General features: G+C 43.7%; 13 protein-coding genes. 5 read left to right on the forward strand and 8 right to left on the reverse strand.

The features are described 5' to 3' along the window. The coding region (locus EP58_RS08235; RefSeq protein WP_241481007.1) for a hypothetical protein at nucleotides 1–393 on the forward strand (393 nt) is incomplete at its 5' end. 215 nt (nucleotides 394–608) lie between these two features. Here the strand turns inward: EP58_RS08235 and EP58_RS08240 are convergent. From EP58_RS08240 to EP58_RS08250, 3 genes are all read right to left on the reverse strand, one after another. After that, nucleotides 609–1,748 carry a pyridoxal phosphate-dependent aminotransferase gene (locus EP58_RS08240; RefSeq protein ID WP_036092303.1) on the reverse strand — a complete coding sequence of 380 codons (1,140 nt, stop codon included), beginning with the start codon at nucleotides 1,746–1,748 and terminating at the stop codon, nucleotides 609–611. Nucleotides 1,749–2,018: 270 nt separating this feature from the next. After that, complete coding sequence (locus EP58_RS08245; protein ID WP_036092305.1) at nucleotides 2,019–2,741, reverse strand: amino acid ABC transporter ATP-binding protein; 723 nt, start codon at nucleotides 2,739–2,741, stop codon at nucleotides 2,019–2,021. Then, nucleotides 2,734–4,200 (reverse strand): ABC transporter substrate-binding protein/permease, encoded by a 1,467-nt coding sequence (locus EP58_RS08250; protein ID WP_036092307.1) that lies wholly within the window; start codon nucleotides 4,198–4,200, stop codon nucleotides 2,734–2,736. Before EP58_RS08250 ends, EP58_RS08245 begins: the two co-directional genes overlap by 8 nt. Before the next feature lie 268 nt (nucleotides 4,201–4,468). Here EP58_RS08250 and EP58_RS08255 point away from each other — a divergent pair, with 268 nt between their 5' ends. Continuing rightward, the gene (locus tag EP58_RS08255; protein WP_036092308.1) at nucleotides 4,469–4,915 is read left to right on the forward strand and encodes a hypothetical protein; all 447 of its coding nucleotides are present in this window, start codon (nucleotides 4,469–4,471) and stop codon (nucleotides 4,913–4,915) included. Nucleotides 4,916–4,981: 66 nt separating this feature from the next. Here the strand turns inward: EP58_RS08255 and EP58_RS08260 are convergent, their stop codons facing one another. The 3 genes from EP58_RS08260 to EP58_RS08270 form a co-directional block, all read right to left on the reverse strand. Continuing rightward, entirely contained in the window at nucleotides 4,982–5,500 is a 519-nt protein-coding gene (locus EP58_RS08260) for a hypothetical protein (RefSeq protein WP_036092309.1), read from the reverse strand. 138 nt (nucleotides 5,501–5,638) lie between these two features. Further along, nucleotides 5,639–6,640, reverse strand: coding sequence for an inorganic phosphate transporter (locus EP58_RS08265; RefSeq protein ID WP_036092311.1), 1,002 nt, complete (start codon nucleotides 6,638–6,640; stop codon nucleotides 5,639–5,641). Between the two features lie 12 nt (nucleotides 6,641–6,652). Beyond that, nucleotides 6,653–7,273 carry a DUF47 domain-containing protein gene (locus EP58_RS08270; protein ID WP_036079902.1) on the reverse strand — a complete coding sequence of 207 codons (621 nt, stop codon included), beginning with the start codon at nucleotides 7,271–7,273 and terminating at the stop codon, nucleotides 6,653–6,655. A gap of 479 nt (nucleotides 7,274–7,752) precedes the next feature. On the opposite strand from EP58_RS08270, the gene EP58_RS08275 reads away from it, so the two are divergent. From EP58_RS08275 to EP58_RS08285, 3 genes are read left to right on the forward strand one after another with little or no spacing between them, the layout of a single operon-like run. Then, the gene (locus EP58_RS08275; RefSeq protein WP_036092312.1) at nucleotides 7,753–8,622 is read left to right on the forward strand and encodes an aldo/keto reductase; all 870 of its coding nucleotides are present in this window, start codon (nucleotides 7,753–7,755) and stop codon (nucleotides 8,620–8,622) included. A gap of 54 nt (nucleotides 8,623–8,676) precedes the next feature. Continuing rightward, nucleotides 8,677–9,303, forward strand: coding sequence for a DNA alkylation repair protein (locus EP58_RS08280; RefSeq protein ID WP_052171408.1), 627 nt, complete (start codon nucleotides 8,677–8,679; stop codon nucleotides 9,301–9,303). A gap of 12 nt (nucleotides 9,304–9,315) precedes the next feature. Then, nucleotides 9,316–9,702 carry a VOC family protein gene (locus tag EP58_RS08285; protein WP_036092316.1) on the forward strand — a complete coding sequence of 129 codons (387 nt, stop codon included), beginning with the start codon at nucleotides 9,316–9,318 and terminating at the stop codon, nucleotides 9,700–9,702. Between the two features lie 41 nt (nucleotides 9,703–9,743). On the opposite strand, the gene EP58_RS08290 is transcribed toward EP58_RS08285, so the two are convergent. Together EP58_RS08290 and EP58_RS08295 are read right to left on the reverse strand one after the other, a co-directional pair. Next, the gene (locus EP58_RS08290) at nucleotides 9,744–11,066 is read right to left on the reverse strand and encodes a hemolysin family protein (protein WP_036092317.1); all 1,323 of its coding nucleotides are present in this window, start codon (nucleotides 11,064–11,066) and stop codon (nucleotides 9,744–9,746) included. A gap of 294 nt (nucleotides 11,067–11,360) precedes the next feature. Then, nucleotides 11,361–12,236 (reverse strand): cation diffusion facilitator family transporter, encoded by an 876-nt coding sequence (locus EP58_RS08295; protein WP_036092320.1) that lies wholly within the window; start codon nucleotides 12,234–12,236, stop codon nucleotides 11,361–11,363. Nucleotides 12,237–12,305 lie beyond the last annotated feature (69 nt).

A 12,305-nucleotide genomic window follows, 5' to 3' on the forward strand; every position in this document is an offset into this window, starting at 1 on the left:
AACCATTTACAAGCCGACAGGCTGTTATATGAAATTTTCAAAGAACAATTAAGAAGCTATAAACTTATTATACGAGGAGTGATTGGAATGATTGAAAATACGATAAAAGAAGTTGAGTTATTTGAGCAAATGAAGCATGGTGAGCCTGTGCTTTTTGTGACGTCGATTGGATATATTATTGGGATTACGGATATTCCGGATGAGATTCCACATAGTGTGGTGAAGTTGAAAGACGTGTATATTAACTGTGTTTCGGCATCAAGGGTGAATCGTTTTTCGAAAGGGTTGACGATTTCTGTGGATCAGATTATTGGCTTCAATGCTTTGACGGCGGAAGAAATGGACCGGATGATTACGAATTGGCAGGTATCCATGGCTCCAACCATCGGCTAATGCTCTCAGCGAAGCGACAAACGCTCATCTCCGTCGTTAAAAGTTCCGTTCCGGTGCTCATGTACAGTCGTACACTCTGCTCCGGTACTCGCTTTTGCCTAGGATCTAAGCATTTCTCGCTCCGCTGAGGTTCGGCGGCACGGTCAAGGGCTTATTGGGAAGTACGATTGGGAAAGAAGATAGACCATGACGCGGAGTCATGGTCTTATTTGGTATTAGAATGTTAGTTTTGCTAGGCGGTCAAAGGCTTCTTCTAAAACCTCCAAGTTTTGCGTCGCGGCTAGGCGGACGTAGTTGTCGCCCGTGTCGCCGAATGCCAAGCCTGGTATCAATAGGACTTGCGTTTCTTTCAAGACATACTCGCAGAACTGGACGGAGGTCATGCCGGAGCCGCTGATGTTGATGAAGGCGTAAATCGTGCCTTTGACAGGGTGAATCGATAAGTATGGTATCTCAGCGACGCGTTTTCCGACGTATTCTAGGCGTTCTTGGAAGGTTTTTGTGACGGCGGGTATGAACTTCTCGGCGTTGTTCATCGCGTGCACAGCGGCTCTCTGGGACGGTGAAGGGGCGGAGAACGTGATGCCTTCATTGATTGCTTTCACGGCTTGGATAATGTACTCGCCCGCAATCATGTAGCCAATTCGCCAACCGGTCATCGCAAAATTTTTCGAAAGGCTGCCTAGCGTGATGGTGTGTTCTGGTGCGAATTTTGCCATCGGGGTGAACTTTTCGTAAAAACTAAAGCCATCGTAAACTTCATCGGATAGGATGTAAAAATCGTGTTTTTGCGCGAGTGTAGCGATTTCTTCAAAAATTTCTTTGGAGAACACCGCGCCTGTTGGGTTATTCGGCGAGTTTAGAATCAGCGCTTTCGTTTTATCGGTGATCGCGGCTTCTAAAATATCTAAATTGATCGCAAAATCGTCTTTTTCGTAGGTTGGAATGAAGATGGGGACGCCGCCTGCAGCCAAAACTTGATCTTTGTAAGGCGTGAAGTAAGGTTCGTGAATGATGACTTCATCGTCGGTATCAATGATGGCTTGGAGCGCGAGATACATGCCGTGGCAAGCGCCGACTGTCGCGCGGATTTCGCTGGTCGGGAATTGTAAATCGTATGTGCGGTTGTAAAATCCTGAAATAGCTTCGAGTAATTCGAGATCGCCGGACGCTTCGGTGTATTTGGTTTGACCGTTTTTCACGTCTTGGAAGGATGCCTCGATGATTTCTTGGTCGGTAATCAGGTCCGGATCGCCAATCGAAAAGTCAATCAGGTTCGGCGTTGTTTTCGCGATTGTCGTGATTTGAGATAGGATATTGACGGGCGCTTGTTGATATTTTTTAGCTAATTTCATATTAAAAAACCTCCATATGTAGATAAAAGTGGACAGGACAAAATCTATTCATAAATAAAATAAGCAGGATATTACGAATCCCATTTCTTTGGGTAAGACGAAAATCCTGCTTTAAACAAATTGAGCGAAAGCGTTTGTATTCAGGAGATTTAGTGGAAGCCGGAAGCGGAGCATACTGGTGTATGTGAGAACCGGAAGTCTGCTAAATCTCCTGAATGCGAACGCTTGTCGCCGATTTATCGAGGTTATGTCCCAACCCCTTTTTGTTTATTATAACACTTTTCCGAGGAAACTTTGTGTTCTTTCGTTTTGCGGGTTTGTGAAAATTTGTTCTGGTGTGCCTTGTTCTTGGATGTAACCGCCGTCCATAAAGATGACGCGATCGGCTACTTCTTTTGCAAAGCCCATTTCGTGTGTCACAACGACCATCGTCATGCCTTCTTTGGCCAAACTCTTCATTACTTGAAGTACTTCGCCGACCATTTCTGGATCGAGCGCGGATGTTGGTTCGTCAAAAAGCATCACGTCTGGATTCATCGCCAAGGCGCGCGCGATGGCAACCCGTTGTTTTTGCCCGCCGGATAGGGATGATGGGTAGCTGTCCGCCTTGTCTGCCAACCCAACTTTGTTAAGCAATTCTAGGGCGTGTTTTTTCGCTAATTCTGCGGTTTCGCCTTTGACTTTTAGCGGTGCCAAGGTGAGATTGTCGAGCACGGTTTTATGCGGAAACAGGTTGAAGCTTTGGAAAACCATTCCCATTCGTTGACGCAAATCATTGATGTTGACATTTTTGTCGGTGAGGTTAGTGCCTTCGAATTCGATGACGCCGCCAGTTGGTTGTTCGAGTAAGTTTAAGCAACGTAGGAAGGTACTTTTTCCAGATCCTGAGGGGCCGATGACAACGACCACCTCGCCTTGCGCTACTTCTATATCAATGCCTTTTAAAACTTCTAATTTATCGAAATGCTTTTGTAGTTTGGTTACTTTAATCACTTGTTCTCATTCTCCTTTCAGCAACGCCTAGAAGTCTGGATAGACCGAACGTTAGGATGAAGTAAATTACGGCAGCGACTGCGTATGGAAGCACGGCGTTAAAGCTAGCTCCTGCAACGACTCCGGACATAAACATCAACTCGGTAATACCGATAATGGACACGATTGATGATTCTTTAATAACGGTAATAAATTCATTGCCGAGCGCTGGTAAAATATTTTTAATCGCTTGTGGCAAAATGATATAGCGCATGCTCGCGACCTTCGTCATACCAAGGCTACGCGCGGCTTCTTCTTGTCCTTTATCAACGGCCATGATTCCAGCACGGATGATTTCCGCGACATAAGCGGCACTGTTCAGTGATAGGGCGATACAACCGGCAACGATCGCAGGCAAGTTAAGTCCGCCAAATACAGCGGTTGTCCCAAAATAAACAAGGAAAATTTGAACGAGTAATGGTGTTCCACGTACGAATTCAATGTAACAATTTGCTGGCCAACGTAACCATCTTGTTTTGGCAAGTTTCATTAGGGCGAGCAAGGCACCGAGAATGGAACCGAAAAGAACACCGACAGCAGCGATTCCAATCGTATAAAGCGCGCCTTTCACATAATAAGAACCGTATTGCGTGAAGAAATTACCATCTTTGAACATCGCTTTATTGGCTTCTTCTTGGTATTCTTTTAGCAAGTTTTTGTCTTTGATTTCTTGAAGAGAGGCATTAACGCTTTTTTGTAGTGATGTTGTTCCTTTGTTCATCGCAATGGCGGTTTGTTTCGTACCATTGACAAATTGGACATCGGAAATCATCAGGTCATCATATTGTGAAATATACGCATCAGCAACGGGGCCTTCGAGTACAACGGCGTCCAGTTTCTTCTGCTGTAATTCAAGCATTAATGTCGTTACTTTAGATAGCGACTTCACTTTTGCACCTGTTAGTTCATCTTGTGCGAGTGCTTCTTGTGTCGTTTGTTTTTGTGCGCCAACTGTGGCACCAGCGAAATCATTTGTTGTTTTGAATTTGTCTTTATCTGTTTTCCGAATCACGACTTTTTGTTGCACAGTCATGTATGGATCGGAGAAATCGACTTCTTTTAGACGTTCAGGCGTTGGTGACATGCCAGAAATAATCATATCGATTTTATTTGTTTTTAAAGCTGGGAGTAGACTGTCAAAATCCATTTCTTTGATATCTAGCGTAACACCCATGTCTTTGGCGATCTTTTTAGCGATACTAATGTCAAAACCAACAATGGTATCTTTTCCTTTCACTGTTTTGTGGAATTCATACGGTGGATAATCGGCGGATAGACCAACAGTGAGTCGTCCCCTTTCTTTCACATCAGCCAGTGACGTGTCTTTTTCTGCTGCTAAAACGGGAGAAAAGCTAGCAAATACCATCATTAGTATAAAAAATATAGCGGTTAACTTGAGATAAAACTTCCCTTTAATCATGATTACACTCCTTTATAATGTATATCATCTCGGTAGTTTATGCATTTTCATGAATAACTATTGAAGATGAACATAGAATCTATAACTTCTTTCGATAGATATAATAATACATCTTTTTGAGTAATTATGCAATAGTGTTTTTAATAAAAAATATAGAAAGCACGCAGAGGCTGATTTTTCGTTTGGCTGGAATGTTGGTGCCGTGTTATATTGAAGGTAAGGATATTATATCGTGGATAGAAAAATAAATAAAAAGGTGTGATTCAAAATGGAGAAAGAATTTGAGCTTGTTATGCAGGAAGTTGAATTTCCGAATGATTCTAGAGGGGTATTTGATGGAACGCTATTGTGCTTGGAATTTTTCGTGGCTAAGAATAAAGCGGCTTATGATGCGGAAAGTGGGGAGCCGATGTTGCGCAGGGAGGATCGGCGTCTTGTGAATGGCTTGATTCAGGGCGAGTTTAAGGTGTTTGAGCAGCGAATGGAAGAGGAGCAGGATATCAGGCCGCTACATCATTTGGATGCGCTTTTTCAGGCGCTCGAAGTTGGACTCGGCGCGTTGTTTTCACCGGAGCAGGAGATTGAGTTTGCGAATGTGGGAATCGATGGCTTTATTCAGGTGTATAATGATCCAGATGTTCAGGCGAAACATGCGGACGCGATTTTGGCGAAGATGTTGGGAAGTTTGGACGGGGAAATGGATGAGGAATATTAAGCGGGAATAGAAATTGAAAAAAACGCCAATCTAACCAGTTTTTAGCTGAGTGGATTGGCGTTTTAGCTAGAATTCTTCTTTAATCAGACGAACAATGAAAAAAGAAAGTAGGAAGAAGGCAGGAGGCAGAATTTCATTTTCTTGATATTCAATGGTTACAGCACTGCCGGACAAGGATTTATCAATGGCGATATGACAGATGTCTGTGTGATCAAGTAATATTTTGATAGTTCCTTTTGCTTCAGGCTGGATAATATCGATACGATGATCTTGCTTCAGTCCGCGAATATGGAGGCTATGGTCACTGCTGGTTATTTCTTTGAGTGAGATATCAAAAGTTGGTTGGATATTATGGTACACAACGGAGGAACCGTCTTCCCCAAGCCAGCCAATTTCGATAGTCAGTGTTGCGAGCTCTTTCTTTGTTTCGTCGTTGGAATAGCTGTATAAAGGATGATTATTTTGAAAAGAGATACGTGATGAAATTTTTTCGATGGTCCCGACGTGCTCATCGTTTTCGTTTTTAACTTCGATAGGATTGCTTTTTCTTAGGACGAGTGGTTTTTGGAAGTGAAAGCTTGGCATAATATTATTCATCTCCTGACGTAGTATCCAATTTTTAAGTAAACGTTTTTTTACAGTCTTATAGCAATCTATTCCCTTTATTTACTGGTGAAAACATAAAAAAGCTCGTCTCTGATAGCCAGAAACGAGCTTTTGATATTATCCTAATAGGAAACGTAGTACGTAATAGACAGCTGCTGCAAGTGCGGCGGAGATTGGCAACGTGATGATCCAAGTGATAATCATGCGTTGTGCTGTATCCCATTTAACGCCTTTCACACGATGGGCTGTTCCAACACCAAGGATGGAGGAGCTGATAACGTGTGTTGTACTTACTGGCAAGTGAATGAAAGTCGCACCGAAGATGATGAATACGGAACTTAAATCTGCTGCTACACCACTTACTGGTTTGATTTTCATGATCTTACCGCCAACTGTTTTGATGATTTTCCAACCACCGATCGATGTACCAACGGCCATCGCGATCGCACAGGATACTTGTACCCACAGTTGAACGTCATCGGTATGTTGGAACCCGTTCGCGATCAATGCAAGTGTGATGATACCCATTGATTTCTGAGCGTCATTTGTACCGTGTGTGTAAGATTGGAGCGCTGCTGTTCCGACTTGAATGTAGCGGAAACGGCGATTTGTTGATGTTAAGTTTAGATTTTTCAGGAAAACTTTGAACAGGCTATAAAGTAGGAAACCAACGCCAAACGCGAGGAATGGGGACACGATAAGGCCGATAATAATTGTTAAAAAGCCTTTATATTCGAGTGCGCCGAATCCTGCTGCGGCAATGGCACCACCAGCGATAGAACCGATCAAAGCGTGGGAGGAACTACTTGGGATACCGAAGTACCACGTAACTAAGTTCCAGGTAATTGCGGAAATTAGCGCTGCGAGAATAACAAGGTCGCCATGCGGTAAGGAGAATGGATCGACAATGTCTTTTGTAATTGTCTTGGCAACCCCTGTGAAGGAAATCGCGCCGACAAAGTTCATCACTGCGGCTAGTATAATTGCATGTTTTGGTTTTAATGCTTTCGTTGAGACACTGGTTGCAATCGCGTTGGCTGTGTCATGAAATCCGTTGATAAGGTCAAACGCTAGCGCTGCAATAACAATGACAACCGTTATTAATAACATACCTTCCATTTAGCCGGCCCCTTACGCGTTTTTCATAACAATTGATTCAAGCGTATTGGCTACACTTTGACAACTGTCTGCGATTTCTTCAAAATTCTCATACACTTCTTTCATCCGAATTAAGCGGATTGGGTTTTCTTCGTTTTGGAATAGTTGAATCAGAGACTCGCGGTAGACTTCATCACAAATCGATTCGTAGTTCTTTATTTTAATAGCTAATGTGCGTACGTCTTTTAATTTTTTGTCGAAAACGAGATCTACTGCTTTTTCAATTTCCACAGTACTTGCTTCAATCGCGTCGATGAATTTCTGCATGTAGTCGTCAAATCGTTTGATATGACAGATTTCAAATGTGAAGGCAATTTGCTCAAAGCCGTCCATTACGTCATCTAATCGGTTTGTTAGCTCTAACATGTCTTCGCGCTCGATTGGCGTGATGAAGGCATCATTTAGTTCTAAAATCATTTTGTGAACCAGTGAGTCACCGTGTGTTTCATATTCCTTCATCTTCTCCGAAAAAGTATGTAAGTCTTCCCCAGTTTCGATGTTGTAAGAAGCGAAATAGTTGGCGCCCTCACGTAGGTTTACTGCCATATCATGTAATAATGAAGCAAAACGGTCCTTTTTGTTTTTAAAAGCCATTTTTTTAATTCCCCCGATCTTTTTTGTGTGATTTTTCCCAGTATAATAGGGCCCACTTTTTCGTTGATGTTTAGTGAGCGGATGTTTACAAAAAATATACGTAAAAAAATCATAACAAGGATAGAAATTTACTACACATTAATACTAACATAGGATGGCGGCAATAGGTATCTTTTTTTTGAGGGGAAATAGGCAAAAACTAGTTGAAATCGGTTACAATTGCTATGTGACGGGTTTTTGAGATGAACTGGTAATTGTATTTTTTTTAGTAGAAAGGGACGATTATTGTTTATGCTGGGAAAGACGGTGTAAGGAAGCATTATTTGGAAAGGGAAAAAGTTTGTTTTTTCACGTAGTATGATGGTGGGGGTTGCATTTTAATGGATAAGGGAGACGGATTTCTGTATACTGATTTTAAGTATTAATGAAAGAAAATGCGGCAAGTATCGGTTAAACTACAAAAGCAGGAGGTTTTATCAATGGTCAATTCCTTTCAAGCACGTTATCGTTTAAATAATGGTGTGATGATTCCTTATCTTGGTATGGGTGTTTTTCAGGTGACAGATCAGCAACATGTGGCTGGCGCGGTTGAGAAGGCGCTCGAATTCGGCTATCGGTCGTTTGATACGGGTGCGGTTTATAACAACGAAAAGCTGGTCGGGCAAGCGATTGGTCACAGTGACGTGCCGCGAGATGAGTTATTTATTAGTTCGAAAATCTGGAATGGGGATCAGGGCTATGATAAGGTTTTGACTGCATTTGAGCATACATTGGCAAATTTGGGCGTGGATTATTTGGATATGTATTTGATTCATTGGCCGCTGACGGGAATGTATCCGGAAACTTGGCGCGCGATGGAGCGATTATATGATGAAAAAATGGTGCGCGCGATTGGGGTGGCGAATTTTAAGGAGCATCATTTGGCGAGTTTGGCTGTGAAGGCGAATGTGAAGCCGGCGATTGATCAGGTGGAGACGCATCCGTTATTGCCTCAAAATGAGTTGCGGTCGTATTTGGCGGAGCACGGTATTGCGCATGGTGCTTGGTCGCCGCTTGCAAAAGGTGCATTGTTTCAAAATCCGGTGATTGGTGAAATTGCGGCGAAACATGGCGTTCATGTGGATCAGGTGATTTTAAGGTGGCATATGGAACGGGGAACGATTACGATGACGCGGTCGATCAGTGCAAAACGGACACTTGAGAATACGCAATTGTTTGATTTTTCGTTGGATGCGAGTGATAGAAAGCGGATTGGTCAGTTAGAGAGCGGGAAACGTGTGGGGCCAGATCCGGATGATGTGGAGTTCATGATAGCGAGCATGGAGAAGGAACGGGCGATGTTTTCATAATATCGTTGTAAGGAGGCTTAGATGGATAATTATACGGAGCAGTTAATTTTATATATGAGAGAACATGCGAATTCTAAGGAGAAGCAGGTGATGGAGCAGTATATGCGAAACCAGTTTGTTTTTCTTGGATTGCGAAGCCCTAAGCGACGTTTGATTTATCGGGATTTTGTGGCGGAATACGGGAAGCCACAAGATGTGATGGTCGTTGCAAAAGAGCTTTATGCGCAGGCGGAGCGGGAATTTTACTATATGGCCATTGATATTTTGGCGAAAAATGTGAAGAAGCAGCCAGTCGAGGTTGTGGACTTTTATGAGCAGTTGATTAGGACGGAGCCTTGGTGGGATACGGTGGATTTATTGGCGAGTACGCTCGTTGGTGGGCATTTTGCGATGTATCCGGAATTGATTGAGAAGTATAATGCGAAGTGGATTAAAGGGGACGATATTTGGCTGGCGCGCACGGCGATCTTGTTTCAGCTGAAATATAAGGAAAAAACGGACGTGGCGCTGTTATTTGCGAATTGTGAAAAATGGCTGGATTCGGATGAGTTTTTCATTCAAAAGGCGATTGGCTGGGCGTTGCGTCAATATGCAAAATTTGATGCAGAGGCGGTGCTTGAATTTGTGGAGTCGCACGCGTTGGCACCACTGAGTCGGAGAGAGGCGCTGAAGCATTTTTAGGAGGAGAGCGGATTGTTGCATCATGTGGAGATGAATGTTTCGAATTTGAAAGAGGCGCGGTTGTTCTGGGATGATTTGCTGGGGCAACTGGGTTATACGCTTTATTCGGAGTGGGAGAAGGGCGTTAGTTGGATATACGGGGAGACGTATTTGGTGTTTGTGCAGACGGAGGAACGCTTTTTGGAGGCTGGGTATCATCGCGGGCATACGGGACTGAATCATCTGGCGTTTCATGTGGCAACGCGGGCCGACGTGGATGCTTGGACAGAGCGTTTTCGCGCGCAGGGGATTCCGATTCTGTATGAAGACCGCCATCCGTTTGCTGGAGGACCGAATTATTATGCCGTTTTCGCGGAAGGACCAGATCGAATAAAGGTAGAATTAGTCGCGAAAAAATAAAAATATCCCGAAACCCATTTTTGCCGGATTTCGGGATATTTTTATGCTTCTGGTGTTTCTTTGTGTTTCTCTTTTTTGAAAACTTCGATGTAGGAAATGTGGTGAGGTTCGGCTTCTTTTACGCGGAAAATGTAGCCGTTGTTTTCAATTTCGTCACCAATTTCGACTTCGTAGTTATGTGTTAGGAACCAGCCGCCGATGGTATCCACTTCTTCTTCTTCGATGTCTGTGCCAAGCATGTTGTTGACTTGATCAATCAGAACTTTTGCGTCAATGATGAAGTGGCCGTCCTTGATTTTACGGATTTCTGGGATTTCGTCCGCATCGAATTCGTCGCGAATGTCACCAACGATTTCTTCGACGATATCCTCAACCGTTACAAGTCCAGATGTTCCGCCGTATTCGTCAAGCAGAATCGCAATATGGGAACGTTCGCGCTGCATCCGGATAAGTAATTCTTTAATTGGAATCGTTTCAATAACGCGGATGATTGGTTTTACGTAAGGATCGATGCTAAACAATGGATCGGAGCCATTTTCGACGTATGCGGAAAGGATTTCTTTCAAGTTCAGTACGCCGATAATATGGTCTTTGTCGCCTTCGATAACTGGATAGCGAGTGTAGCGTTCGTATTTCATAATATCGGATAGGTCGGCAATCGTGCCACCTGTATCTACGGTAACGATTTCTGTACGCGGAATCATGACTTCTTTTGCCATTCGTTCGTCAAAATCAAAAATCTTATTTACGTAGCTGAATTCGGATTGATTAATTTCACCGCTTTTGTAACTTTCGCCGACGATGATGCGCAATTCTTCTTCTGTATGCGCAATTTCGTGGTCGTTCGCTGTTTCTAAACCGAATAGTTTCGCGATGACAACCGCAGATTCGTTTAAAAGCCAGATGAACGGGAACATCACTTTGTAGAAAATATGCAAGGGGCGTGCAACGGCAAGCGCGACAGCCTCCGTTTTGTCAATCGCAAGCGTTTTTGGCACGAGCTCACCAACGACAACGTGCAAGAACGTGATGAGGACGAACGCGATGGTAAAGGAAAGAACGGATGTCACCGAGCTTGGCAGTTCAAACATCACAAAAAGTGGATGAAGGGCTGCTTCGACGGTTGATTCTCCTAGCCAACCAAGTCCAAGAGAACTGATCGTGATACCTAACTGACAGGCAGAAAGGTAGGCGTTCATGTGCGCGTAAATATGTTTTGCTAAGGTCGCGCGTTTGTTACCTTCTGAAATTAGTTGGTCCAAACGGCTCGGACGCATTTTCACGATGGCGAACTCGGTCGCGACGAAAAATGCGGAAATTGCAATTAGTAAAGCGATAATTAAAAATTTAGTGGTTAGTATCAATGAATGGCCACCCCTGATAAAGCACCAGAAATGGCGAACACCTCCTATGGGTTCTAAAGTTTTTTATGCTGTGTTTGTGTCTGTTCCGGAAGGTTTATCCATTCGGTAAGGAAACACGAGACAGCAACGATTTATATTTATTGTTTCTTTTTATACGGTTTCTTAGTTTGTCTGCCCCACTGTGTTTTTCCCTCCCAATCATTTTGCGTAGAATATACTTAATCTAAATTATAAGTCAAACGGGGGAATAAGACAAGCGAATAAGATAATGTGTTTAATCTAAATTTTTACATTTTAATCGCTATCAAAATAAGGCTCGATGTGGACGAGTGTATAGGCGTTTGGGTAGGTTTCGCGGATCACGGTTTCGATTTGCTCTGTGATGGCGTGGCTTTCGGCGACGCTCAGTTCAGCTTTCACAGAGATGGTAGCGTCAATCCAGATACGGTTGCCATTCATGCGAGCCTTAATATCTAAAACTTCATGGACTTGCGGGACGGCTGCGATGATAGTATGAATATCCTCGATTTTACCAATATCAAAGCCATCGGTGAGCGTGTGTGCAGCGTCGTAGAAAATTTTCCAGGCGGTGTAGATGATGAGCACGCCGACAAGAAATGCGGTGACGTTATCAAGCCAGGAAATGCCGATGATTGCACCGGTAATCCCGATGAAGGTTCCAAAACTGACGTAAGCATCGGAGCGGTTATCGTAGGCCGCGGCTTTGACGGCTAAACTATCGACTTTTTTCGCGAGGTTATTATTGATTAAGTAGACGATATACATGACAACGCCAGAAAATAGGGCGACGACTGCGGTAAGCGCGGATGGGGTCGCGAATTCTTGGTGGATAAAGGCCAGAAACGCTTGCCAAATAACTTGGAGACCGACGAGAAACATGATGAAGGAGGCGAGTAAGGAACTGATGGTTTCGGTGCGCCGATGACCGTACAGGTGATCTTCGTCTGGCGGGATGCGGGAAATTTTAAGGCCGACAAGTAGGGCCACAGAAGCGATAATATCGGTCGTGTTATTTAAACCATCGGCTTGCAGCGCGTCGGAATGCCCCACCACACCAACGACGATTTTTAGCGTAGCTAGGAAAATGTAGACGATGATACTGAGCCATGCGCCTCGTTCGCCTCTTTTTAGGTCTTCGTAATTTTCCATCTGACTTCACCTCGTTTCCCTCATTATATGTTAGATAATAAAAATCCCACTAGCGAGGCGTATCGAAAT

This window comes from Paenilisteria newyorkensis, from assembly GCF_000766145.1.
Taxonomy (GTDB): Bacteria; Bacillota; Bacilli; order Lactobacillales; family Listeriaceae; genus Listeria_A; species Listeria_A newyorkensis.

Bases quoted from the DNA above. Each gene is read 5' to 3' on its own strand.
- EP58_RS08240 (WP_036092303.1), bottom strand. From the start codon at position 1,748: ATGAAATTAGCTAAAAAATATCAACAAGCGCCCGTCAATATCCTATCT.
- EP58_RS08250 (WP_036092307.1), bottom strand. From the start codon at position 4,200: ATGATTAAAGGGAAGTTTTATCTCAAGTTAACCGCTATATTTTTTATA.
- EP58_RS08255 (WP_036092308.1), top strand. From the start codon at position 4,469: ATGGAGAAAGAATTTGAGCTTGTTATGCAGGAAGTTGAATTTCCGAAT.
- EP58_RS08260 (WP_036092309.1), bottom strand. From the start codon at position 5,500: ATGCCAAGCTTTCACTTCCAAAAACCACTCGTCCTAAGAAAAAGCAAT.
- EP58_RS08265 (WP_036092311.1), bottom strand. From the start codon at position 6,640: ATGGAAGGTATGTTATTAATAACGGTTGTCATTGTTATTGCAGCGCTA.
- EP58_RS08270 (WP_036079902.1), bottom strand. From the start codon at position 7,273: ATGGCTTTTAAAAACAAAAAGGACCGTTTTGCTTCATTATTACATGAT.
- EP58_RS08275 (WP_036092312.1), top strand. From the start codon at position 7,753: ATGGTCAATTCCTTTCAAGCACGTTATCGTTTAAATAATGGTGTGATG.
- EP58_RS08280 (WP_052171408.1), top strand. From the start codon at position 8,677: ATGAGAGAACATGCGAATTCTAAGGAGAAGCAGGTGATGGAGCAGTAT.
- EP58_RS08295 (WP_036092320.1), bottom strand. From the start codon at position 12,236: ATGGAAAATTACGAAGACCTAAAAAGAGGCGAACGAGGCGCATGGCTC.